The following is a 23513-nucleotide window of genomic DNA, read 5'->3' as shown; positions in this document are numbered from 1 at the left end:
AAGTCGCGGCGCTTTCAGGGGGGAGCCGCTCGCGCTCGCGGCTACCTCCATCGAGCCGATCACCATGCACCGATCGCAATCGAGCCTTCGCCGTTCGCTCAAGGCCCAAAGCATGGGTCCGAGGCCAGAACCGCCGGACCGAAAAGGCCAGGGAACACATGCCGTCCTATCTCGACCTAGGCTTGATTGTCGTCATCTTGATCTCGGCCCTGCTCGCCATGCTGCGCGGATTTACGCGCGAGGTTTTGGCCATCGCTTCCTGGGGCGCGGCGGCGGTCGCGGCGATCTATCTGCACCCTTTGGTGCTGCCCTATATAAAGCCCTACGTCTCGAAGGACGTGATCGCCCTCGCCCTTTCCGCCGCCGCCGTGTTCTTCGTAACGCTCATCATCGTCTCGCTGATCACCATCAAATTTTCCGACGCGATTCTTGATTCCAAGGTCGGGGCGCTCGATCGTTCGCTCGGCTTCGTCTTCGGGGCGGTGCGCGGCCTGTTGCTTTGCGTGATCGCCTTCATCTTCTTCAATTGGCTGGTGCCGGAGAAAACCCAGCCGGAATGGGTCAAGGCTGCAAAGATGCGTCCGTTGTTGCAGGCGACGGGGGATCAGCTGATGGCCATGCTTCCCGACGATCCGGAGGGCATACTCGCCAAGCTGAAGCAGCCGAAAGCCGCGCCAAGCGAGGAAGCGGCTCCGGACGCCGACGTCGAGCCCAAACCCGCGCCGGCAGCGCCCGCCGCGCCGCCAAAGCCCCCCGGCAAGAAGAGCTGAGCGCCGCCTGAAGGCTTCGCAGGCAGATTCCGCGTGCGATATTTCAAAAAAGCGGGGGGTGCGACAAATCCCGCCTGCGCGCGGGGTCGACTAAACGCCTCATCTCCACTATGTAAGTTTTGTGGCGCCGGCGCGGCTCACGTCAAGCTCTTCGAGACGATTTGAATCTGCGCCGCTGCGGCGGGCGTTAAGCCTTAGACGGCCAGCGCCTCCATACAACAAGCGTTGGTTGCGGAGGCGGTTATGGATACTGAGGCTCAGAGCGACGCCTGGTTTGATCTCGATCTCGAAGCGGACCGGCTTCGCGAGGAATGCGGCGTCTTCGGCATTTTCGGCCACCCCGATGCAGCGGCGATCACCGCGCTCGGCCTGCATGCGCTTCAGCATCGCGGACAGGAGGCGGCCGGCATCGTCTCCTTCGACGGCGCGCGCTATAATTCCGAACGCCGCCTCGGCCTTGTCGGCGATCATTTCTCCAAGGCCTCGACGATCGCCCGCCTGCCCGGCGAAGCCGCAATCGGTCATGTCCGCTATTCGACGACCGGCGAAACCATCCTGCGCAATGTGCAGCCCCTGTTCGCCGAACTGAATTCCGGCGGTTTCTCCGTTGCGCATAATGGCAATCTGACCAATGGGCTGACGCTGCGGCGTGACCTGGTCCAGAGCGGCGCAATCTATCAATCGACCTCCGACACGGAAGTTATACTTCATCTCATGGCGCGCAGCCGCAAGCTTCGCATCGTTGAGCGCTTCATTGAGGCGGTGCGCGCGCTTGAAGGCTCCTATGCGCTCGTCGCGCTTGCGAACACCATGATGATCGGCGCGCGCGATCCGCTCGGCATTCGTCCGCTGGTGATCGGCGAACTCGACGGCCATTATATTCTCGCCTCGGAAACCTGCGCCCTCGACATCATCGGCGCGCGCTTCGTGCGCGACGTCGAGAACGGCGAGATCGTCGTGATCTCGAAGGAAGGCATCGAGAGCCTGCATCCCTTCCCGCCGCGGCCGATGCGTCCCTGCATCTTCGAGTATATTTATTTCGCAAGACCCGATTCCGTGGTGCACGGGCGCCCGGTCTATAATGTGCGCAAGGCGATGGGCGCTGAACTCGCCCGCGAATCAGGCGTCGACGCTGACGTCGTGGTGCCGGTGCCCGATTCCGGCGTTCCGGCGGCGATCGGCTACGCGCAGGCTGCGGGCATCCCGTTCGAGCTCGGCATCATCCGCAACCATTATGTGGGCCGAACTTTCATCCAACCGACGCAAACCGTACGCGAGCTCGGCGTCAGGCTGAAACACAGCGCCAACCGCGCCGTCGTCGAAGGCAAGCGAATCATTCTGATCGATGATTCGATCGTACGCGGCACCACCTCCGTGAAAATCGTGCAGATGATGCGCGACGCCGGCGCCGCCGAAGTTCATTTCCGCATTTCGTCGCCGCCAATCACCTACCCCGATTATTACGGCATCGACACGCCGGTGCGTGAAAATCTCCTCGCCGCGACGCATACGCTGGACGAGATGCGCGACTACATCGGCTGCGATTCTCTGGCCTTCCTCTCGATCGAAGGCACCTACCGCGCGATGGGCGAGAAGGGCCGCGATCCGCAGCGCCCGCAATTCACCGACCATTGCTTTACCGGCGACTATCCGACCTGCCTCACCGACCTCACCGGCGAAACAAAGAGCCAGCTGTCGCTTCTTGCTGAGGCGAGTTAGATCCTCTGAAGGCTCTCACGGCCCTTCTCGCAGAAACTTAGTCGGTTTATCGGGCAGATTTGCTGCAAGGTTTCCCCTTTGCAGGATCATGCTCTAGACATTCGCTCGCACATCAACAGTCGAGCGTCGCTTTTTCATGTCAGCATCCCTTCAAGGCCGCATCGCCCTCGTCACCGGCGCCTCGCGCGGCATCGGCCGCGCCGTCGCGCTCGAACTCGCGCGGGCGGGCGCCCATATCATCGCGCTGGCGCGCACGCAGGGCGCGCTTGAAGAACTCGACGACGAGATCCGAGCCGTCGGCGGCCAGGCGACGTTGACGCCCTGCGATATCAAGGATTTCGACGCTCTCGACCGGTTGGGCGGGGCGATCTTTCAACGCTGGGGCAAGCTCGATATTCTTGTCGGCAACGCCGGCGTGCTGGGCCCGGTGACGCCAATCGGTCATGTCGAGCCGAAGCAATGGGACGATGTCTTTGCGGTCAATGTGACCGCCAACTGGCGGCTGATCCGCTCGCTCGATCCGCTGCTGCGCGCCTCGGACGCCGGCCGCGCGGTGTTTATCTCGTCAGGCGTCGCGCACACCGCAGAGACGCGGCCCTATTGGGGCCCCTATGCGGCCTCGAAAGCAGCTCTCGAAGCCCTCGCCCGCACCTACGCCGCCGAGACGAAGAACATCACGCCAGTGCGGGTCATGATCGTCAATCCCGGCCCGTTGCGCACCAAAATGCGCGCGCTCGCCATGCCGGGCGAAAATCCGCTGAGCCTCAGGACGCCCGAAGATCTCGCGCCGAAGATCGCGGAGATTTGCGCGCCGGACTGGACAGCGACCGGGAGACTGTATGATTTTCCGCAAGATCGCCTGTTGAGCTTTTCGGCGCCGGCCTAGGGTCAAAAGCGATCAAATCAGCAGAGCAGCAATGACTGCTTTAGGCCCAAAGGGTCATTTTCGGCGTGTCTCCAGACGGCGGCTGGCGGCGCATTGATGAAACGCCCGATCGTCAGTTCAAATTTTTCAGACGGCATCGTCACCCCCCCGACGTTTGGATTGCGACATAATTAGCCCGATCCATTCTGGCCTGCCAAAGCTCGGGGCCGATCGGGCGAATAGTCCATAGTGACTCCAGCAAAAATTCCCTATGCCGATGACGCGCCGGGATCCAGCCGCTGCATCGGAAGAAAATGTCAAATAACTTGTTGATTTTATGCGAAAACTCCGGCTGCGCGTTCAAAAGCGCGCGATTTGTCGGCCATTCGGACGGTGCGAAAGCCTTTCCACTCGACACCCGCCGCTCTGATTGATAACCGCCTTGGGCTGAGGACCATCGGGGCCCGGAGGCGCCATGAAGCTCTATTCGGAAGACAGTTCGCCCTTTTCCGCCCCGGTCAGGGCGACAATCTATGCGAAGGGATTGCAGATCGACATCGAGCCGCCGCCGGGCGGACTGCTCTCGGCAAGGTTCCACGCCATCAACTCGATGGGGACGATCCCCTGCCTCATTCTCGACGATGGAACCCCGCTGCCGGAGTCGGCGGCGATCATGGAATATCTCGAAGATAAATTCGCCGAGCCGTCGCTGCGGCCGGAGTCGCCAGAAGCCCGGGCCCGCGTCAGACTGCTGCAGCGCATCGGCGAATTGCTCATCATGACGCCGTTGGTCGAGCTCTCCCGGCGGAATGTTCCCGAGCTTGAAGATCCGTATGCGGCGGCCTGGCTGACGCGCGTAGTGCGCGGATTGTCGTCGTTGCAGACCACGATCGGCGATGATCCGTTCGCGGCCGGGTGGCGGCTGACGCTGGCCGATTGCGTGGTGGCGCCGGCGCTGTTCATGCTTCCGAAAATCACTGCCGCCTATGGCAAATCGGGATTGCTGCAGGCCTATCCCGGAGTCGGCCGGTATGTTTTGCAAGTGAACCAGCATCCCGCGATCCGCCGCGTCCTCGACGAGATGGCGCCGGCCTGGGCGCTTGAACAAGACACCGTTTAGCGCTCCAAGGCTTCGAGGGTCAGCTTCCTGTGCCGACTTGGATCTGCGTCGAATCCAACTGAAAAGGCGAAAGCGCCGGGCTCGAAGCAGGGCTGGAAATCGGCGCCTCGAAAGGCGAGTTCGCTTGCCGCAAGCGCGAAGCATAGGGCGCCGCTCTCGCCCGCCGGCAACGCGATTTTACCGAAGCGCTTCAGCTCAAGCACCGGCCTTGCCACTGAGGCGACGAGATCGTGCGCGAACAGAAATACGGTCGCCTCGCCGTCGAAGGGCCCATGATTATGGACCTCCACCGAAAAATGGAGCGTGTCGCCGGAGCGGAAACTCTGCCGCCCGGCGGCGAATTTTTCGAGCGAAAACCGACTGTAAGACAGGCCGTGGCCGAACGGAAACTGCGGCTCCACGGCGCAGTCAATGTATTTGGTAGTGTAGTGATCTTCGGCCGCGAAGGGTCGGCCGGTCGGCCGGCGCGCGTAATAGATCGGGATCTGTCCGACCGCGCGCGGCCAGCTGAGCGCCAGGCGCCCGACCGGATTGAAGCGGGCGGTCAGGACATCGGCGATCGCATGGCCGGCTTCGGCGCCAAGAAACCAGGTCGCCACGACGGCGTCGGCGCGCTCGAAAAGCCAGGGCAGCGTGAGCGGGCGCCCGCTCGAGAGCAGCGCGACGACGGGGCGCCCAAGTTTTTGCCCCAGATCCAGCGCGGCTTCAGCAAGCTCCCTTTGTCGCCCGGGCAGGCCAAGCTCCGCGCGCGAGGCCGCCTCCCCGCTCATTTCGGCGCTCTCGCCAAGACAGAGGATGATGAGCTCCGCTTCCGCGCAGAGCGGCATCGCTTCAGCAATGCTTGCCGCGTCCCCTTCTTTGATGGCAACGCCCGCCGCGTAAAAAATCTCCGCTGCAGGGAGCGCGGCTTTCAACCCGTTCAGAATGGAAACGGCGTCATTTCTGTCGCCCGCCGCGCCCCAGGGGCCGTCCATTTCGCCGGCGGCCTCTGCGAGAGGTCCGATCAGAGCGATTTTACGTAGAGTCGGGGAAAGCGGCAGCGCGCCATGATTGGTCAAAAGAACGATCGAACGCCGCGCGGCGTCGCGCGCAAGCGCCGGCTCCGCGCTGTCGCCGCCTTGGCGCCTTGCGCCCCGAAGAACGCCGTCAAACAACCCAAGTCTCTGTTTCAGCTTCAGCACGCGATGCACGCAGGCGTCGATCTCCTCCTCCGCGACAAGCCCCCGCGCCAAAGCCTGCGGCAGGCCGTCAGCGTAAGCCGAACTCATCATGTCGATGTCGACGCCCGCCCGCAGCGCCAGCACGGCCGCCGCAGTCAGATCGGCGGCGACGCCATGCTGCATCAGTTCCGCCAACGCGTTGTAATCACTAACGATGACGCCCTCAAAGCGCTGCGCCTCGCGCAGCCAGCCGCGCAGAAGCGGTTGATGCGCGGTCATGGGGACGCCAGCGAGATCCATGAAGGCCGGCATGATGGCGGCGCAGCCGGCCTCAATCGCGGCGGCGAAAGGCGGCATATAGATTTCATGCAAAGCGCGCTCGGACACGTCTGCGGAAGCATAGTCGCGCCCGCCCTCCGCCGCGCCATAGGCGCAAAAATGCTTGGCGACGGCGGCGACGGCCGCCGGATCGGCGAGATCCTCGCCCTGAAAACCGGCGATCTTGGCCTTGGCGAATTCGCATGTGACGAAGGGGTCCTCGCCAGCGCCCTCAGCGATGCGGCCCCAGCGCGGATCGCGCGCGATGTCGAGCATTGGCGCAAAGACCATGGAGACGCCATCGGCCGCGGCCTCCCCCGCCGCGGCCCGCGCGGTCGCCTTCCACAGCGCCGGATCGAAGGCGCAGGCTTCGGCGAGCGGAATGGGAAAGATCGTCCGATGGCCGTGCAGAACGTCGAAGCCGACGATCAGCGGAATGCCAAGACGCGACTCCTCCATCGCAATCTTTTGAATAGCGGCGATTTCCGTTGCGCCCCAAAGATTGAGCAAGCTGCCAACGCGTCCGGCGCGAATGGCGGCCTCAACGTCGCCGCCAATGATTGGCCCGGTGACCGCATAGCTTCCCGCGGCCATGGTGAGCTGGCCGATTTTTTCCTCCAGCGTCATGGCGGCGAGAAGTGTCTTGAGATCGAGCGCCACGCCGTTCCTCCCCTTCCTCCGCGGCCGGAAAACAGCCGCGGTCAGCCGCCCTCATTCAGTCGCGGCCAAGCTGGATCGCTCAATCGATCAGAAAAATACACGCGAAAGGGCTTTGGAAACGATTTACCGTGCGCGGGCGCACGGCGGGATATCGGAACCTGCGCGTGACTATTTCGATTCGCTTAATATATCGAAGGAAGCATCAGTGACAGGCGGCGCCCGGGTTTGATGAGCCAAGAAGACCGTAACGAGGGTCAGTCTAACTTCCGCGACGAGGGCTTCGCGACGCAGTTGCTCGGCATGGCTCGCTCGCTTATGGCTGCGCCCGAACGCAACCAGTTTCTCCTGCTCGCCTTCGCGCTCTGCGCCGTGGTCGGGGCGACCGCTTTCGGTCAGATCAAGCTCAACGCCTGGAATCATCCCTTCTATGACGCCCTTGCACGCAAGGACATGGATGAATTCGTTAGCCAGCTGTGGAATTTCGCGTTTATCGCGGGCGGCCTTCTGATCCTGAACGTCGCACAGATCTGGCTCAACCAGATGACCAAGCTCAAGCTGCGCAGCCGGCTGACGCGTAATCTGATCGATCTCTGGCTTGGCCCGACCAGAGCCTTCCGCCTCGCCAATGCGGGCGAGATTGGCGTCAATCCCGATCAGCGTATCCACGAGGACGCGCGTCATCTCGTCGAGCTGACGACCGATCTTGGCGTTGGCCTGTTGCAGGCGACGCTGCTCCTCGTCTGCTTCATCGGCGTCCTTTGGGTTCTGTCCGAGGGCGTCGCGCTGACCCTGTTCGGCTACCGCGCCGACATCCCCGGCTATATGGTCTGGGCGGCGCTGCTTTATTCCGGCGCGGCGTCCTGGATGAGCTGGCGCGTCGGCCGACCGCTGATCGCGATCAATGCCGAGCGTTACAGCCGCGAAGCGGATCTTCGCTTCGCGCTCGTGCGCGCCAATGAGCGCAATGACGCCATCGCCTTCTACGGCGGCGAAGAGGATGAGAAGCAGCGGCTGCGCAACGAGCTCGAGCCGGTGCTCTCCATCATGCGCCGCCTCGTCTCGGGGGTGACGCGGCTGACCTGGGTGACGGCCGGCTATGGCTGGTTCACCATCGTCGCGCCCATCGTCGTCGCGGCGCCGGGGTTCTTTTCGGGCGACCTGTCGCTCGGCGGATTGATGATGGTCGTCGGCGCGTTCAATCAGGTCCAGCTGGCGTTGCGCTGGTTCGTCGACAATTTCAGCGTGATCGCCGACTGGCGCGCGACGATGATCCGGATCTCGACCTTCCGGCGCGCGCTGATCGAACTCGACAATCTTGGCGACAAAACCGGCCGCATCGATCGCGTCGTCAATCAGTCGGACATGATCCAGTTCGACGATTTGAGGGTCTCCTCCGCTTCGACCTGCACGCGGCTCAGCGAGCGCCATGTCACGATCAAGCCCGGCGAGCGCATCCTGATTATCGCGCGGTCCAGCGCCGGCCGGAGCAATTTCTTCTGCGCCATCGCTGGCCTCTGGCCCTGGGGGGCCGGCCGCATCAGCGTGCCGGAGCCCGCTTCAATGATGTTCATGTCGAGCCGTCCCTATCTGCCGCCGGGATCGCTGCGCACGACGCTGGCCTATCCGGCGCCAGTCTCGAACTTTCCGGAAACGGCATTCGCCGAAGCGCTCGACCGCATTGGTCTTTCTCATTTGAAGCCCGGGCTTGATAGTCAGAGACGCTGGGATCGCGAGCTTGGCGGCGATGAGCAGCAGAGCCTGCATTTCGCGCGGCTGCTGCTGCACAAGCCGCGCTGGATCCTGATCAACGAAGCGCTCGACGCGCTCGACGAGGAAACCCGCGCGATCGTGCTTGATATCTTCACGCTCGAGCTTGCAGGAGCGACAGTCCTCAACGTCGGGCGTCCCGACACGCAAAACGGCTTCTTCGCCCGAGTGCTCCATCTCATTGACGATCCCGGCGGCGAACGCCTTGCGCCCCGCCCCGAGGCGCCGGCGATTGCGACCTCGCCCGGCGTCTCCGTCGCAACATCGACGAACGCCAGCTATCCTGGCTAGACTGGGGCGCTAATAAGAAAAAGAATCGCGGGGAACTCCATGACCAACGCCAAACCTCCGCAACGCTCCGATGACGCCCTGCTCGATCTCGTTCAGCGCAAGAGCTTTCACTTTTTCTGGGAAGGGGCGCATCCCGTCAGCTTCCTCGCGCGTGACCGCACCGGGCTTGAGAACGACGCTACGGACGATCTCGTTTCGATCGGCGGCAGCGGCTTCGGCGTCCTTGCCATCATCGTCGCGGCGGAGCGGGGCTTTGTCACGCGAGAGGCCGCGGCGGAAAGGCTCATGGCGATGGTGCGCTTTCTCGAGCGCACGCCTTCCTACCACGGTCTTTTTCCGCATTTCATGAACGGACGCACGGGCGCGACGATCCCCTTCGGCCGCAAGGACGACGGCGGCGACCTCGTCGAAACGGCGCTGCTGTTTCAGGGGCTGTTGTGCGCGCGGGCCTATTTCGACGCCGACGGCGTCGAACAGGAGCTGCGCAATCATATCACCTGGCTGTGGAGCGAGGTGGAGTGGAGCTGGCATGCTCGAGACGGCCGCAAGGCGCTGACCTGGCACTGGAGCCCGAATAATGGCTTCAGCATCGACGTCGAGGTCCGCGGCTGGAACGAATGCCTGATCGCCTATGTCCTGGCCGCCGCCGCGCCGCGCTATTGCATTGATCCGATTGTCTATCATGCCGGCTACGCGCAGAGCCGCACTTTTCTCAACGGCCGAACCTTCTACGGGCTGGATCTGCCCTTGGGGCCCGATTACGGCGGCCCGCTGTTCTTTGCGCATTACTCATTCTGCGGGCTCGATCCGCGCGGACTCCTCGACGACTACGCCGATTACTGGCGCCAGAACGTGCAGCACACGCTAATCAACCATACCCACTGCGTGCTGAACCCCGGCGGCTTTAAAGGCTATGGCCCGTCGAGCTGGGGATTGACGGCGAGCGACGATCCCGCCGGCTATATGGCGCATGCGCCGGACCTCGATAATGGCGTCATTTCGCCAACCGCCGCCCTCTCCAGCTTTCCCTATGCGCCGGCAGAGGCGATGCGGGCGCTGCGCCATTTTCACGACGATCTGGGCGACTGGATTTTCGGAAGATTCGGCTTCGTCGACGCTTTCAGCCAAACGCATGGATGGCGGGCGGAGACCTATCTCGCGATCGATCAGGGGCCGATCGTCGCCATGATCGAGAACTACCGCTCAGGATTGTTGTGGCGGCTGTTCATGTCGGATCCTGACGTCCGGCGCGGCCTCACGCGTCTGCGCTTTCGCTCGCCGCATCTTGGCGGGCAGGCATGAGCGCGCCATTCAAACAACAGGCGTCGCTTGATGCCTGGATGCGCCGTCAATATGCGCTGTCCGCCGCCAAGATGATGAGCGCCATTTCACGGGTCGATCTCGTCAAGGAGCGGCGCGGTTTTGGACGGCAGGTGCGGCCGGTAAAGGGCTCGATCCTCGCTTCGCCGGTGATCGCCGCCTATGATCCGGACCCCGACTATTTCTTCCACTGGCTGCGCGACTCTGCCGTTATCATCGACGCCTTGCGCCTGTTGATCGAGAGCGGTGAAATCGCGCGGTCCGACGGCCTGGCGCATTTTTCCGATTTCCTCGGCTTCAGCCTGACGCTGTGCGGCCTCGATGGGCGCTCGTTTCTGGCGGGCGCCGGCGATTACCGGGGGAAGGTCGAGCCACATTTCGCGCAATTTCTGCGGCCCGAAACAGAGCTTCTCGCCATCTCGGGCGACGATATTCTGGGCGAACCGAGATTCGATCCCGACGGTTCGATCGACATCCTGAAATGGTCGCGGCCGCAGCATGATGGGCCGGCGCTGCGTGTGCTCGCGGTCGCCCGCTTCTGCCGGTCTGTCGGCCCAGGGCCGGACATCCTAAAGCAGGCCGAGCAACTCATCCTGCGCGATCTCGGCTTCACCTTCGCCCGCTGGCGCGCGCCATCTTTCGACATCTGGGAGGAAGAACTCGGGCGCCATTATTACACGCAGCTCATCCAATGCGAGGCATTGCGCGAGGGCGGCTTATGGCTCCTGTCGCGCGGCGCGATCGAGAGCGCCAGCGCCTATCTCGACGCCGCGCAGGAGATCGCCACGGGCCTTGATGATTTCTGGAGCGCGCCACACGGTTTTCTGCGAAGCCGCATCGCCGCGCCGGACTCCGGCCCGCAAAAGGAGCTCGACATCGCAACCGTTCTCGCCGTGATCCACGCCGGGCGCAACGCTGGCCCGCATAGCATCTGCGATTCGAGACTGATTGCAACCCTCGGCCGGCTCGAAGCGCTTTTCGCCAAAGCCTATGCAATCAACGCGGCGCGGCCGGGCGCGGACGCCCCGGCGATGGGCCGCTATGACGGTGACCGCTACTACAGCGGCGGCGCCTATTTTTTCTCGACGCTTGGCGCCGCAGAGTTTTATTTCAAAGCGGCGCAGGCCGTGGCGAAGGGTTTGCTCGACGACGCCTCGCAATGGGCGCGCCTCGGGCTCGAAACAGAACATGACAACAATCATCTCTTTGACGCGCTCATGCGGCGCGGCGACCAGTTCATGGCGACGGTCGCGGCCTACACGCCCGAAAGCGGCGACCTGTCGGAACAATTCGACCAGACAGACGGCGCTCAGACATCGGCCAAAAATCTCGCCTGGAGTCACGCCGCTTTCATTAGCGCCTACGCCAGCCGGACGAAGGCAATCCGCGCCGCCAAGGGCGGCTCGCCATGATCGAGAAACTGGAATTTCTGCTGGCGCTGGCGCGGGAGCGTAATTTCAGCCGCGCCGCGGAATTTTGCGGCGTCACCCAGCCGACGCTGTCGGCCGGCATCAAGCAGTTGGAGGAAACGCTCGGCGTGCTGCTCGTCAACCGCAGCTCGCGGTTCCATAGCCTGACGCCGGATGGCGAGCGCGTGCTGGAATGGGCGAAGCGCATCGTCGCCGACGCGCGCGCGATGCGTCAGGAAATTCGCTCGCCGAATAAATCCCTCATCGGCCATCTGACCCTCGCCGTCGTGCCGACCGCGCTCGGCATGGTGCAAAAACTCACCATTCCCTTCCGCGAAAAGCACCCGCAAGTGCGCTTCACGATTCTCTCGCAAACCTCGCGCGAGATTTTGATCATGCTCGACGGATTGCAGATCGACGCCGGCCTCACCTATGTCGACAATGAACCACTCGGCCACATTCGCGCGACGCCTCTATATCGTGAGAGATATAGCTTGCTGACCTCCGCCGATCAGCCGCTCGGCGACCGCGCCACCGTGACCTGGAAAGAGGTGGCGAAGATCCCGCTATGCCTGCTGACGCCGGACATGCAGAACCGCCGCATCATCGACCGCATGCTCGCAAGCTCGGCGTCGAACGATACGCCAATGCTTGAATCGAATTCGATGGTGGTGCTCGCCGCTCATGTGAGAACGGGTCGATGGGCGAGCATCATTCCCGAAACCTTTGCCGATATCCTCGACTCGACGCAGGCGCTGCGTTCGATTCCGATCGTCGAGCCTAAGGAGGTGCAAACGATCGGGCTCGTCCTGCCGCGCCGCGAACCGATGCCGCCGCTCTCGCGCGCCTTGCTGGCGGAGGCGACCCGCCTCGCCGCTATCGAAGGCGTCGGCGCATGAAGGCGCCGGGCGAGGATTGACTTTTTCCAGCCTTTGCCGCGACCCATGGTCCGGCCGCGCCAAAACTATCAAGACTCAAATTTCGGGGATGATTTGCGTGATCGATGAAACGACCTCATCCGATATCGGCTTTCGGGAGCACGCCCTTCGCTCGCGCGTGCTGGCCGAGGTCCATGCCCGACCGTTCGAGTCGATGGCGGGCGCAAAGCGTATCCTGCATTTTGCTTTCATGACCGACTATGAGGAGGCCGAACGGGCGCAGGCCGCGCTGGCGCAATTCTGCCTCGACCGCGCCGCGCCGCCGCCGCTTGCGGGCGCAAGGCGCCACCGCGTCGAACTTGCGCCCACCGTGCTGCGCTGGGAGCGGCACGGCGAATTCCTGACCTACACATGGGAGTTTTCGCAGGAGAATGGCGGCGATCCCGAACGAACCGCCTTCAGGCCCGGCGCCGGTGAACTGGCCAAAATCATGCGCATGCTGCCGCAGCCGGGTCCGCTTATCGTCGCGGTCGATCTCGACGTCTTGCCGGAGGCCCGCCTCGGCGATGGCTGGATGCGCTTGTTCGGGCAGGCGGAACTCGCGGCGGCCGAGGTCTCGCATGGCGCCGCGATCGTGGCGACGGATTTTCGCGCCGACGTTTATGGGTTTGTCCGCATTCTCGTGCTCGACCGCAATCTGACCGAGCTCGAAGCGGGCGCGCTGGCGCAGCGGCTGCTCGAACTCGAAACCTATCGAACGCTGGCGCTGCTTGGCCTGCCGCGCGCGCAGGATCTCTCTCCGTCCATCAGCCGCATCGAGGCCGAGCTGCCGCGCCTGATCGCGCAAATGAGCGACAGCGAAGGCCTCGAGGCCAGCCGGCAATTGCTCGGGCGGCTCAACGCGCTGGCCGCCGAACTTGAAACGGGCGCGGCGCAAAGCCTCTATCGCTTCGGCGCGACCAAAGCCTATCATGAGGTCGTCGAGCTGCGCCTCAAGGCGATCGGCGAACATGCGATCGGCGACATTCCGACCCTCGCCGCCTTCCTCAGCCGGCGGCTGACGCCGGCGATCCGCACAGTCGGCGCGATCGAAGCCCGTCAGGACACGCTCTCGCAAAAGCTCGCCCGCGCGGCGCAATTGCTCAGAACCCGCGTCGAAGTCGAACTCGAGAGCCAGAACCAGAATTTGCTGCGCACCATGAATGAGCGCGTGCGCATGCAATTGCGGTTGCAGCAAACGGTTGAAGGCCTCTCCGTCGCAGCGATCACCTATTACATCTCCTCGATCGTGCATCTGATGCTTGAGGGCGCGCATCAGCAGGAACATGAGCTGAATCCGGCGCTTGCGACAGCAATCGCCGTGCCTTTCATCGCCGGTTTCGTCTGGTGGAATGTGCGCCGCCTGCGTGAGCGCCATCCGGTCGACTGACCGCCTCGTTCACGCTTATTGTGCTTTATCCGGCCGCACTGCAGGTGGCGAAGGGTCGCGGCGATCCTTATGATGCGCGGCGGCGCGTCGAGCGCTAGCCTGGCAAAAGGAAAAATCACCTGTGCATCACGAAGTCCCGCTTATCACCACGATCGCCGCGGCCTTCGGATTTGCTCTTGTTCTGGGATTTGCCGCGGCCAAACTGAAATTGCCCGCGCTTGTCGGCTATCTCATCGCCGGCGTCATCATCGGTCCCTATTCGCCGGGCTTCACCGCCAATGCCGAAATTGCTGCGCAGCTCGCCGAGATCGGCGTGATGCTGCTGATGTTTGGCGTCGGGCTGCATTTCTCGCTCGACGATCTCTGGGACGTGCGCAAGGTCGCGCTGCCGGGCGCCGTCCTGCAGATCACCGTCGCGACTGCGCTCGGCGCAGCGCTCGCTCATCTTTGGGGCTGGAGCCTTGGCGGCGCGCTGGTATTTGGCCTTGCGCTGTCCGTCGCCAGCACGGTCGTACTTTTGAAGGCGCTGGAGACGCGCGGCATCCTTGACACCACCAACGGCCGCATCGCGGTTGGCTGGCTGATCGTCGAGGATCTCGCCATGGTGCTTGTCCTCGTTCTGCTGCCGCCGCTGTCAAACGCCCTGAGCGGCGGCGAAGCCGGCCCGGACATCTGGTGGACGCTCGAAGTTACGATCGCCAAGATCGCCGCTTTCGTCGCCTTGATGCTGGTGATCGGGCGGCGGGTTTTTCCGTGGCTTTTGTGGCAGGTGACCCGCACCGGCTCGCGCGAATTGTTTACCCTCTGCGTCGTCGCCGCCGCGGTCAGCCTCGCTTATGGCGCGGCCGAACTCTTCGGCGTCTCCTTCGCGCTCGGCGCCTTTTTCGCCGGCATGGTGATCCGCGAATCGGAATTCAGCCACCGCGCAGCAGAAGAGACATTGCCGCTGCGCGACGCTTTCGCCGTGCTGTTCTTCGTCTCGGTCGGCATGCTGTTTGACCCCCACATCCTGATCGAACAGCCCTGGCGCGTCCTGGCCGTCGTTGCGATCATTATCATCGGCAAGTCGCTGGCGGCGGCGGGCCTCGTTCTTTTGTTCCGCTATCCGCTGAACACCGCGCTGACCGTCTCTGCCAGCCTTGCCCAGATCGGCGAATTTTCATTCATTCTGGCGAGCCTTGGCATGAGCCTTGGCCTTCTGCCGCGTGAAGGACAAAGCCTGATCCTCGCCGGCGCGCTGATATCGATCACGTTGAACTCCCTGGTCTTCAGTGGCCTCGAGCCGATCCAGCGCTGGATCCGCTCGAATTCTGCGCTGGCGCGAATGGTCGAGCGCTCGGATGATCCGCTCTCCGAACTGCCGATGTCGACCGAGGATAAATATCTTGCGGGACAGGTTGTGCTGGTCGGCTATGGGCGGGTTGGACGGCGCATCGGCGCCGCGATGACCGAAGCCGGCATTCCCTTCGTGGTGGTCGACCAGAATCGCGAGCTGGTCGAGCAATGCCGAAGCAAGAATATCCCCGCTGTTTTTGGCGACGCTGCGGAAATCGCGGTGCTGATCCAGGCGCATATCTCCAAGGCGAGCCTGCTCGTCATCGCAACGCCCGACACGCTCGACGTGCGCACGATGATCAGCACCGCGCGCAAGGTCAATTCGGCGATCGAAACCGTGGTACGCACCCATAATGAAGAAGAAGCCGGCCTGCTGCGGCAGGAAAAGGCCGGCGTCGTGTTCCTCGGCGAGCAGGAGCTCGCCAATGGCATGACCCATTATGTGCTGCAACGATTCGGCCGCGAGGCGGCAAAGAGCGGCGCGTAACCGCCGCGACGCTGGCGCCCGTCGCGGATTTTGCTAGAGTTCGCCCGCTGTCTTTCTTCGATCGAAGATTGCGCCGGAAGACCAGCATCGCCGCGGGAGAAGCGCCTTCATGCCGAAAGATGACGCGAGCCTCGCCGATTTGATCGCCGCCACAGCGGACGGTGACCGCGACGCGTTTCAAGCGCTCTACAACGCCACCAGCGGGAAACTTTTCGCGATCATCTTGCGTATCATCCGCAACAAATCGACGGCGGAAGACATTTTACAGGACGTTTATCTGCGGGTCTGGCGCAATGCTTCGAGCTATGCGCCCGAGGCGGGACCGCCGATGGCCTGGCTGAATTCCATCGCGCGAAACCGGACCATCGACGTGTTGCGTCGAAAGAGCTTCTTTGCCCCGCCGATGCCGGACGAAACCGACTGGTATGAGAAGATCGCCTCGCCGCGCGACGAGGAGGCTGATCTCATCGACATCGGCGCGCTGCGCCATTGTCTTGGCGCCATCGAGGAGCCGAACCGCAGCTGCGTGCTTCTCGCCTATTACGAAGGCTATTCGCGCGAGGAGCTCGCCGCCCGTTTCGACAAGCCTGTGAACACGATCAAAACCTGGCTGCACCGCAGCCTTCTCGCTCTTCGGGCGTGCCTGGACAAACTATGATGAGCGACGAACGCGAAATAGCCGCGGCGGAATATGTGCTCGGCACGCTGCATGCCGACGAGCGCACCCTGTTCTCGAGCGCGCTCGCCAATGACGCCGAGGCGCGGGACGCCGTCGCCGCCTGGGAAAAGCGCCTTGCCCCCCTGCGCCAGGCGGTCGACGAAATCGCGCCGCCGGCAGAAGTGTGGGAGCGGATCGAGGACGCCCTGCCCCCGACAGCTTCTGCCGCCGTCATTGACAGCGACCACGATGACGACGTTTCCAATGTGACGACGCTGCGCCGCACGGTGTCGATCTGGCGCGGCGCCGCTCTTTCCGCCGGCGCGCTCGCCGCGGGACTCGCGCTTCTGACCCTCTCGCGCGAACTGACGCGCCATCCCGCCCTGCAATCATCCTATGTCGCAGTGGTCAATCGCGGCGGCGATCTGCCGGCGCTCGTCGTGCGCGTCGATCTGGCTGACGGAACCGTTTATGTGCGCCCGGTCGCCGCGCAAACGCCGGCCGGCAAGAGCCTCGAACTCTGGTACATCGGCGAGGGCAAGGCGCCGAAATCGATGGGCGTCATCAGCGACGCCGCGGCAAAAATGCCGCTCCCGGCCGGGCTCTCCACCCAAAAAACGGTTTTCGCCGTCACGCTCGAACCGCAAGGCGGCTCGCCGACAGGCGACCCGACAGGCCCGGTGGTCTATTCCGGCCAATTGATCAAGGAGTAAGCGCCTGCGGGCGATGCTCACTCAAGTGGAATTATTCATCAAATGTAGTAGAATTTTTCCCGGTTTGCAGGAATACTCCCCTTCACGCCGATCCCGCGAGATTGGCGCCGTCATGGAGGCCGGAGGAACGCGTGCGCGCGCAAACGGGACCGCAGGCCGCGCGCAGCCCAATCCCCGCGCGAGCGCGAGAGGCATTCGGCCTTTTCGCCGCTCTGGCCGCCGCCCTTCTCCTGTCGACGGCCAATCTGCGGGCGCAGGAGGCGGATAGCGAGGCCAACGAAAAATCCCGCCCGCTCGAAACCAAGAATATCTTCGGTTTCACCTCCGGCACGGACATCGGTCCGGACCAGGATCGCGAGATGGAATTCGAAACCAATCTCGCCTTCGGCAAGCGAAACGGCGTCTATAATGTCGGCAGCCAGAAAGCGACGCTGGAAGTCAATCCGACCGATTGGCTGGAGATCGACACGGGATTCAGCGGGGCGTTCGATCGAATCCGCGGCGTCGATGGCCTCAATGATCGCAGTGGCGCGAATTTCGGCGGCGTCGACTCGAAATTCAGCTTCGTTCTGGTGCATAGAAGCGTTGAGACGCCGGTCGGCCTTACCGTTTCAATTGAGCCCGAATGGTCGCGCGTCAGCGAGGCCGGCCGGCTGAACTGGGCCTTTTCGGCGGAGACGCGAATTATCGTCGATACCGAGCTTGTTCCTGCAAAGCTCTACGCCGCGCTGAACGCCATCTATGCGCCGGAGCTTTCGAGCGATCTCGAAGGCTCGGCCGTTGAACGAACCGCGCGCCTCGGCGTTTCAGCCGCGCTCGCCTATTCCCTGGATCCCGCATTGACGCTCGGCGCGAAGCAGATCGTTCTCGGCGCCGAGCTTGAATATGAAACCGCCCATGAAAATTTTGGCCTGACGCGCTTTGCCGGCGACGCGTTGTTTTTCGGCCCGACCCTTTACGTTCATTTCAACGACAGGCTGTTTCTCGCCGCCGCCATCTCGACGCAGATTACGGGGCGTCAGGCGAGCGACCCCAATCTTTTTGATCTTGGCAATTTCACGCGCAACAAGGCGCAGATGACGATCGGCGTCGATTTTTGAGACGTAGGCGCGGCTTGACTTCAAAACAGCGATGCGCTCGGCTCCGCGCCAGAACCCGTTGAAAATTTGAGCCTCATGCCAGAGCCCCTCGCGAGCAATGCGCCCGAACTCACCGTTTCCGAACTCTCGAGCGCCCTCAAGCGGACGATCGAAGACCGCTTCGGCTTTGTCCGGCTGCGCGGCGAGATCTCCAACTATCGCGGGCCGCATTCCTCCGGCCACGCCTATTTCTGCCTGAAGGACGCCGGCGCACGCATCGACGCGGTCATCTGGAAGGGCGTCTTCGGCCGTTTGCGCGTCAAGCCCGAGGAAGGCCTCGAGGTCATCGCGACCGGCAAGATCACGACTTTCCCGGGTAAATCGAGCTATCAGATCATTGTCGAGGCGATCGAACCCGCCGGCGTCGGCGCCCTAATGGCGCTGTTCGAAGAACGGCGCCGCAAGCTTGCGGCCGAAGGCCTGTTCGACGAAGCGCGCAAGAAGGCGCTGCCGTTTCTGCCGCTGCGGATCGGCGTCATCACCTCGCCGACCGGCGCGGTGATCCGCGACATTCTGCATCGCATCAAGGACCGGTTTCCCCGGCATGTTCTGGTCTGGCCGGTCCGGGTTCAGGGCGAGACTTCCGCGGCGGAAGTCGCCGCCGCTATCGCCGGATTCGGCGCCCTGCCCGAGTACGGTCCGCTGGCGCGGCCGCATGTGATCATCGTCGCGCGCGGCGGCGGCTCGCTTGAAGACCTCTGGAGTTTCAACGAGGAGATTGTCGTCCGGGCTGTGGCGGCGAGCGCCATTCCGCTGATCTCGGCGATCGGGCATGAGACGGACTGGACGCTGATCGACCACGCCGCCGATCTCCGCGCGCCGACCCCGACGGGCGCCGCCGAAAAGGCGGTGCCGGTGCGCCTCCAGCTCATCGCCGACGTCGCCGATCTCTCGCGCCGACACGCGGGGGCCATGGCCCGCCTTCTCGACCGGCGGCGCGGCGAGGCGCGCGCGCTCGCCCGCGCCCTGCCGCTGCCGGAAGAGATTCTGGCCCTGCCCCGGCAAAAGCTCGATCATGCCGGCCGGCGCTTCGCCAACGCCATTTTGCGCGCGCACGACCGCTATGCGCTGGCGCTCGGGCGCGCGGCGCAGCGTCTCGCGCGGCAGGCGCCGCGGGCGCGGATGGCGCGCGCAGGCGAAAAGCTCGCCGGGCTCCAGCAGCGCTTGGAACGATCGGCCGTGATCGGGCGCGAGCGTCGCGCCGCGGCGCTAAAGGGATTGGGCGACCGCCTCGTCAAAACGATCCCGCGCATCTGTGACCATCACCGCCTCACGCTCGGCTGGGTCGCGCAGCGGTTGGCGCGACAATCGCCTCAGGCACAGCTGATGCGCGCAAGAGAAAAGCTGGTGGCGCTTGAACGGCGGATACAACGCTCGGCCACGATCAGTGCCGAATGGCGCGCGCAAGCGCTGAGCGGCCTTTCCGAACGTCTCACCAATGCGCATCTCGCTCAAGCCCGCACCGAGCAGGAGAGAACGGCGGCGGCGCGGCAGCGGCTCGGGATGCTGGAAGCGCGCATGTTGCGCGCGGTCCAGGAAAAAATTGCCGCGCGGCGCGGTGAGATCCGGCGGCTCGATCAGCTCCGCGAAAGTCTCGGCTACAAAAATGTGCTGGCGCGCGGCTTTGCGCTGGTGCGTGACGCGGAGAACAACCCACTACGCTCGGCCGCCACAATCGCGGACGGCGCCCTTCTCACTCTGCAATTTAGCGATGGCGACAAACCCGCGATCGCCGGCGCTGCGCCTGCCGCGCCGCGAAAGCCGGCAGCCGCCCGCCCCAAGCCGAGCCAAGGCTCGCTGTTCTAACAGCGCTTGCGCCTATTCCGCATGATGACAGACGGCCTCGATATTATTGCCGTCGGGATCAAGCACGAAGGCGGCATAATAATTCGGATGATAGTCTGCGCGCAGGCCCGGCGGTCCATTGTCCTTTGCGCCGGCCGCCAGCGCCGCCGCGTAAAATGCATCGACCTGTGACCGCGACAGCGCCTCGAACGCGATGTGAATGGCGCCAGCTGGGGCGCTCCCGTCGCCGATCCAGAAAAACGGCTTCCCGTTATTTCCGTATCCCGCATGGGCCGAGCCGCCGGTCTCTTGCGCCGAGACCTGCATCACGATTTCAATCCCGAGCGGCGCCAAAGCCCGGTCGAAAAACGCCTTCGACCGGGAAAAATCCGCGACGGGGAAGCCCATATGATCGATCATCGGAGCCTCATGCAAAGACCAGCGGCATTGGCTCCAGGGCGATTTTTGCAATGCCGCGCAAGCGCAGCGCCTCGCTCAGTTTCGGCCCCGCCTCTTTGGAGCCCGTAAACAGCGCGAGCGCGGACTTTCGAGCAGGGTCGCCGGCGCCGGCAGCAAAACCCAGTTCAGCCGTAAGCACATGATCCGTGCGGCGCGCGATCGCCGGCGCCGGATCGATCCAGGCGACGGGCCAGGGCGCAAGGCGCTCGAATTGCGCGATCAGCAAGGGGTAATGGGTGCAGGCGAGCGCGATGGCGTCGGTGCGGCGTCCCTCCGTCTCGACAAAGGCCGGCGCGATTTCGTCAAGAATCGCGGCGTCGGGCGGCGCGTCGCCCTGCATGAAATCTTCGGCGAGGGTCGCGAGGCGGCTGGATCCGACCAGCGTCACCTTGCAATCGGCGGCATAGGCCTCGATCAGGCCGCGGGTATAGTCGCGCGCGACGGTTCCGGGCGTCGCCAGCACGGAAATCATCTTCGACCGCGAGGTCTGCGCCGCAGGCTTGATTGCCGGCACGGTTCCGACAAAGGGAAGATTTGGGAAGGCCGCGCGCAGATGCGGCAGCACAAGGGTCGAGGCCGTGTTGCAGGCGATGACCGCGACGTCGGGCGAAAATAATTCGATCAGCCGTCCCATCACGGCGAGAACGCGAGGGGCGAGCGCGCTCGCCGGCAGAGCGCCATAGGGAAAGCCCGCTTCATCGGCCGCATAGACGAATTCGGCGTCGGGACGCAACGCCGCGATCTCGGCGAACACGGTGAGGCCGCCGAGGCCCGAATCGAACACGAGAATTTTTGGCGGGCGGGACATCGATGGAACCGTAGCGATCTTTCCGGCCTTTCGTCACCTTGAGCCGCGGGCGCGTGCAAGCTCCGCAGCGTCGGCATGCAAGCGCGCGAAAGGTTAAGGCAGTCTTGATTGGCGTAAAACAAGACGCAAAGATGGCGCCGGTCGAGACCGTGATTCCCGCGCGGCTCGATCGGCTGGCCTGGAGCCGATTTCATACCCTTGTGGTCGTCGCGCTCGGCGTCACCTGGGTTCTCGACGGGCTCGAAGTGACGCTGGCAGGCTCTGTCGCCGGCGCGCTCAAGGCCAGCCCAAGACTGCAATTCTCCGACGCCGACGTTGGACTCGCCTCGACCGCCTATCTTGCCGGCGCGGTGGCAGGCGCGGTGCTGTTTGGCTGGATGACCGACCGCCTCGGCCGCCGCCTCATGTTTTTCGCGACTCTCGGGCTCTATCTTGTCGGCGGCGCCGCCACCGCCTTGTCCTGGGATCTGCCGAGCTTCTGCCTCTTCCGCCTTCTCACGGGCGCCGGCATCGGCGGCGAATATAGCGCGATCAATTCGACGATTCAGGAGATGATCCCGGCGCGTTATCGCGGCCGCACGGACCTTGTCATCAATGGTTCGTTCTGGATCGGCGGCGCTCTTGGCGCGGCGAGTTCCCTGGCACTGCTTGATCCGGCGATTATCGACCCCGAAATCGGCTGGCGCCTCGCCTTCATGATTGGCTCGCTGCTCGGCCTCGCGGTACTGGTCATGCGCCGCTTCATTCCCGAAAGCCCGCGCTGGCTGGTTATCCACGGCCGGTTCGCCGAGGCGGACCTGATCATGGATGAAATCGAGGCGAGGGCCGGGAACGGCAAGGCCACCGGAACGCTCACCCCCCTGCGCATCCGTCCGCGCCGCTTCACGCCGCTACGCGAGGTGTTTCACACTCTCTTCGTGGTCTACCGCCATCGCGCGCTCGTCGGCCTTGCGCTGATGGCCGCGCAGGCGTTCTTCTATAACGCGATCTTTTTTACTTATGCGCTTGTGTTAAGCCGGTTTTATGGCGTTCCGGCCAATCAAATCGGCTGGTTCATCCTTCCCTTTGCGCTCGCGAATTTTATGGGCCCGCTGGCGCTCGGGAGGTTCTTCGACACCCTTGGCCGCAGGCCGATGATTACCTTTACCTATGCCATTTCCGGCGTGCTTCTCGCCTTGAGCGGATTGCTGTTCGCGTTCGAATGGGTCAGCGCGGCGCAATTGACCATCGCCTGGATGATCGTTTTCTTTTTCGCCTCGGCCGCGGCGGGCGCCGCCTATCTCACAGTTAGCGAGATTTTTCCGGTCGAGATCAGGGCGCTCGCGATCGCCGTCTTCTATGCCGCAGGGACGGCGATCGGCGGCGCCGGCGCCCCATATCTGCTTGGTGTCCTGATCGCCACCGGCTCACGAATGAGCGTCCTCATTGGCTATCTGATCGGCGCGGCGCTGATGCTGGCCGCCGCGCTGGCGCAATGGCTTTATGGCGTCGCGGCTGAGGGCAAACCTCTGGAGGCTGTCGCTCAGCCCTTGTCTTCGGTCACGGATTGAGGCTCGGCCTCCGTTTTCTTGGCGCGCGCCTTGGCCTCTGCCCGCGGCCCCTCGACGAGCCGCACGATCGCGCCCCGCAGCGTGCTCACATCCTGCGCAGAAAGATCGAGCCGATGAAAAATGTTCTTGATGTTTCGCCGCATCACCGGAGCCTTGTCGAGCGGGCGGAAAAATCCGACGCGCTCCAATTCGTCTTCGAGATAGGCAAAGAAGGACAGCACCATCTCGCGCGGCGCCGGGGGCGAGCGCGGATCGGCGACGAAGGGCGCTTTCGCCTCGGTTGACGCGCGCATCCATTCATAGCCGATCAGCAGCACCGCCTGCGCCAGATTGAGCGAGGCATAGGCTGGATTAACCGGAAAGGTGATCAGCCTGTCGGCGAGCGCCACCTCGTCGTTGGAGAGGCCGGTGCGTTCGGGCCCGAACATCACCCCGCCCTTCGCGCCGCCGGCAATCGCCAACGCCGCGCCCGGCAACGCCTCGGCGGGCGTCAGCACGGGCTTGTGCTGGCCGCGTTCGCGCGCCGTCGTCGCGAAGACGAAATTGAGGTCGGCAACCGCCTCCTCCGGCGTATCGTAAAGCTTCGCCCCTTCGAGCAGATGGACGGCTCCGGCTGCGGCGGCATGCGCGCCCTTCTTCAAGGCGCCGGTGCGCGGCCAGCCCTCGCGCGGCGAGACGAGCCTTAGGTCGGACAGCCCGAAATTGGCCATCGCCCGCGCGCACATGCCGATATTCACGGCAAGCTGCGGACGAACAAGGATGATCGCCGGGCCGCCGGTCAGGCATTTCTTGGTATGGTCGGTTCCGGCCCCGGTCATGGGCGGCGAGATCCTTCTGATTTCATTCTCCGCCGGTGTTGCCCCAAAGGCGCGG

19 protein-coding genes are annotated in these 23513 nt (G+C 63.7%); 15 read left to right on the top strand and 4 right to left on the bottom strand.

Features of this window, described 5'->3' with window-relative positions:
- The first annotated feature begins 158 nt into the window (after positions 1–158).
- From CR492_RS10575 to CR492_RS10560, 4 genes are all read left to right on the top strand, one after another.
- Positions 159–770, top strand: coding sequence for a CvpA family protein (locus tag CR492_RS10575; protein ID WP_102843715.1), 612 nt, complete (start codon positions 159–161; stop codon positions 768–770).
- A 243-nt stretch (positions 771–1013) separates the two neighbouring features.
- Positions 1014–2489, top strand: coding sequence for an amidophosphoribosyltransferase (purF, locus tag CR492_RS10570; protein ID WP_102843714.1), 1476 nt, complete (start codon positions 1014–1016; stop codon positions 2487–2489).
- Positions 2490–2625: 136 nt separating this feature from the next.
- Positions 2626–3375, top strand: a complete 750-nt coding sequence (locus CR492_RS10565) for an SDR family NAD(P)-dependent oxidoreductase (RefSeq protein ID WP_102843713.1) — start codon at positions 2626–2628, stop codon at positions 3373–3375.
- A 454-nt stretch (positions 3376–3829) separates the two neighbouring features.
- Positions 3830–4474 carry a glutathione S-transferase family protein gene (locus CR492_RS10560; RefSeq protein ID WP_102843712.1) on the top strand — a complete coding sequence of 215 codons (645 nt, stop codon included), beginning with the start codon at positions 3830–3832 and terminating at the stop codon, positions 4472–4474.
- Here CR492_RS10560 and CR492_RS10555 read toward each other — a convergent pair.
- Entirely contained in the window at positions 4471–6612 is a 2142-nt protein-coding gene (locus CR492_RS10555) for a glycoside hydrolase family 3 N-terminal domain-containing protein (protein ID WP_180982509.1), read from the bottom strand. The two genes, CR492_RS10560 and CR492_RS10555, sit on opposite strands and share 4 nt — an antisense overlap.
- Positions 6613–6840: 228 nt before the next feature.
- Between CR492_RS10555 and CR492_RS10550 the strand changes: the two genes are divergently transcribed.
- The 10 genes from CR492_RS10550 to xseA all read left to right on the top strand — a co-directional run bounded on the left by CR492_RS10550 (position 6841) and on the right by xseA (position 19844).
- Positions 6841–8670: an ABC transporter ATP-binding protein/permease gene (locus tag CR492_RS10550; RefSeq protein WP_102843711.1), complete on the top strand. Its 1830-nt coding sequence runs from the start codon at positions 6841–6843 to the stop codon at positions 8668–8670.
- Positions 8671–8709: 39 nt separating this feature from the next.
- Positions 8710–9972 (top strand): glucoamylase family protein, encoded by a 1263-nt coding sequence (locus CR492_RS10545; RefSeq protein WP_102843710.1) that lies wholly within the window; start codon positions 8710–8712, stop codon positions 9970–9972.
- Positions 9969–11402 carry a glycoside hydrolase family 15 protein gene (locus CR492_RS10540; RefSeq protein WP_102843709.1) on the top strand — a complete coding sequence of 478 codons (1434 nt, stop codon included), beginning with the start codon at positions 9969–9971 and terminating at the stop codon, positions 11400–11402. Before CR492_RS10545 ends, CR492_RS10540 begins: the two co-directional genes overlap by 4 nt.
- On the top strand, positions 11399–12298 hold the full coding sequence (locus tag CR492_RS10535) for a LysR family transcriptional regulator (protein WP_102843708.1): 900 nt from the start codon (positions 11399–11401) through the stop codon (positions 12296–12298). Before CR492_RS10540 ends, CR492_RS10535 begins: the two co-directional genes overlap by 4 nt.
- Positions 12299–12395: 97 nt before the next feature.
- Positions 12396–13706 carry a DUF3422 family protein gene (locus CR492_RS10530; RefSeq protein ID WP_245412044.1) on the top strand — a complete coding sequence of 437 codons (1311 nt, stop codon included), beginning with the start codon at positions 12396–12398 and terminating at the stop codon, positions 13704–13706.
- Positions 13707–13827: 121 nt separating this feature from the next.
- Entirely contained in the window at positions 13828–15528 is a 1701-nt protein-coding gene (ybaL, locus tag CR492_RS10525) for a YbaL family putative K(+) efflux transporter (RefSeq protein ID WP_102843706.1), read from the top strand.
- A gap of 109 nt (positions 15529–15637) precedes the next feature.
- A complete protein-coding gene (locus tag CR492_RS10520; RefSeq protein ID WP_102843705.1) occupies positions 15638–16186 on the top strand; it encodes a sigma-70 family RNA polymerase sigma factor in 549 nt (182 codons plus the stop codon).
- Entirely contained in the window at positions 16186–16899 is a 714-nt protein-coding gene (locus CR492_RS10515) for an anti-sigma factor (RefSeq protein WP_245412043.1), read from the top strand. Before CR492_RS10520 ends, CR492_RS10515 begins: the two co-directional genes overlap by 1 nt.
- Before the next feature lie 131 nt (positions 16900–17030).
- The gene (locus CR492_RS10510; protein WP_102843703.1) at positions 17031–17999 is read left to right on the top strand and encodes a hypothetical protein; all 969 of its coding nucleotides are present in this window, start codon (positions 17031–17033) and stop codon (positions 17997–17999) included.
- Positions 18000–18074: 75 nt separating this feature from the next.
- A complete protein-coding gene (gene xseA / locus CR492_RS10505; protein WP_102843702.1) occupies positions 18075–19844 on the top strand; it encodes an exodeoxyribonuclease VII large subunit in 1770 nt (589 codons plus the stop codon).
- Between the two features lie 12 nt (positions 19845–19856).
- On the opposite strand, the gene CR492_RS10500 is transcribed toward xseA, so the two are convergent.
- Entirely contained in the window at positions 19857–20243 is a 387-nt protein-coding gene (locus CR492_RS10500; RefSeq protein ID WP_102843701.1) for a VOC family protein, read from the bottom strand.
- A 7-nt stretch (positions 20244–20250) separates the two neighbouring features.
- Positions 20251–21090: a glutamate racemase gene (gene murI, locus CR492_RS10495; RefSeq protein WP_102843700.1), complete on the bottom strand. Its 840-nt coding sequence runs from the start codon at positions 21088–21090 to the stop codon at positions 20251–20253.
- 131 nt (positions 21091–21221) lie between these two features.
- On the opposite strand from murI, the gene CR492_RS10490 reads away from it, so the two are divergent.
- Complete coding sequence (locus CR492_RS10490; RefSeq protein WP_102843767.1) at positions 21222–22640, top strand: MFS transporter; 1419 nt, start codon at positions 21222–21224, stop codon at positions 22638–22640.
- Here CR492_RS10490 and CR492_RS10485 read toward each other — a convergent pair.
- A complete protein-coding gene (locus CR492_RS10485; RefSeq protein ID WP_102843699.1) occupies positions 22613–23458 on the bottom strand; it encodes an RNA methyltransferase in 846 nt (281 codons plus the stop codon). The genes CR492_RS10490 and CR492_RS10485 overlap by 28 nt on opposite strands.
- Positions 23459–23513: the final 55 nt, after the last annotated feature.

Origin of the sequence: Methylocella silvestris (assembly GCF_002891535.1) — a bacterium.
Lineage (GTDB): Bacteria > Pseudomonadota > Alphaproteobacteria > Rhizobiales > Beijerinckiaceae > Methylocapsa > Methylocapsa silvestris_A.
This window is presented reverse-complemented; position numbering and strand designations above follow the sequence as displayed.

What these genes read in the sequence shown, in the direction of transcription:
- CR492_RS10540 (WP_102843709.1), top strand. Translation starts at nt 9,969, where the DNA reads ATGAGCGCGCCATTCAAACAACAGGCGTCGCTTGATGCCTGGATGCGC.
- CR492_RS10500 (WP_102843701.1), bottom strand. Translation starts at nt 20,243, where the DNA reads ATGATCGATCATATGGGCTTCCCCGTCGCGGATTTTTCCCGGTCGAAG.
- CR492_RS10560 (WP_102843712.1), top strand. Translation starts at nt 3,830, where the DNA reads ATGAAGCTCTATTCGGAAGACAGTTCGCCCTTTTCCGCCCCGGTCAGG.
- CR492_RS10575 (WP_102843715.1), top strand. Translation starts at nt 159, where the DNA reads ATGCCGTCCTATCTCGACCTAGGCTTGATTGTCGTCATCTTGATCTCG.
- murI (WP_102843700.1), bottom strand. Translation starts at nt 21,090, where the DNA reads ATGTCCCGCCCGCCAAAAATTCTCGTGTTCGATTCGGGCCTCGGCGGC.
- CR492_RS10520 (WP_102843705.1), top strand. Translation starts at nt 15,638, where the DNA reads ATGCCGAAAGATGACGCGAGCCTCGCCGATTTGATCGCCGCCACAGCG.
- CR492_RS10550 (WP_102843711.1), top strand. Translation starts at nt 6,841, where the DNA reads ATGAGCCAAGAAGACCGTAACGAGGGTCAGTCTAACTTCCGCGACGAG.
- CR492_RS10535 (WP_102843708.1), top strand. Translation starts at nt 11,399, where the DNA reads ATGATCGAGAAACTGGAATTTCTGCTGGCGCTGGCGCGGGAGCGTAAT.
- CR492_RS10485 (WP_102843699.1), bottom strand. Translation starts at nt 23,458, where the DNA reads ATGACCGGGGCCGGAACCGACCATACCAAGAAATGCCTGACCGGCGGC.
- CR492_RS10515 (WP_245412043.1), top strand. Translation starts at nt 16,186, where the DNA reads ATGAGCGACGAACGCGAAATAGCCGCGGCGGAATATGTGCTCGGCACG.
- purF (WP_102843714.1), top strand. Translation starts at nt 1,014, where the DNA reads ATGGATACTGAGGCTCAGAGCGACGCCTGGTTTGATCTCGATCTCGAA.
- xseA (WP_102843702.1), top strand. Translation starts at nt 18,075, where the DNA reads ATGCCAGAGCCCCTCGCGAGCAATGCGCCCGAACTCACCGTTTCCGAA.
- CR492_RS10545 (WP_102843710.1), top strand. Translation starts at nt 8,710, where the DNA reads ATGACCAACGCCAAACCTCCGCAACGCTCCGATGACGCCCTGCTCGAT.
- CR492_RS10490 (WP_102843767.1), top strand. Translation starts at nt 21,222, where the DNA reads ATGGCGCCGGTCGAGACCGTGATTCCCGCGCGGCTCGATCGGCTGGCC.
- CR492_RS10565 (WP_102843713.1), top strand. Translation starts at nt 2,626, where the DNA reads ATGTCAGCATCCCTTCAAGGCCGCATCGCCCTCGTCACCGGCGCCTCG.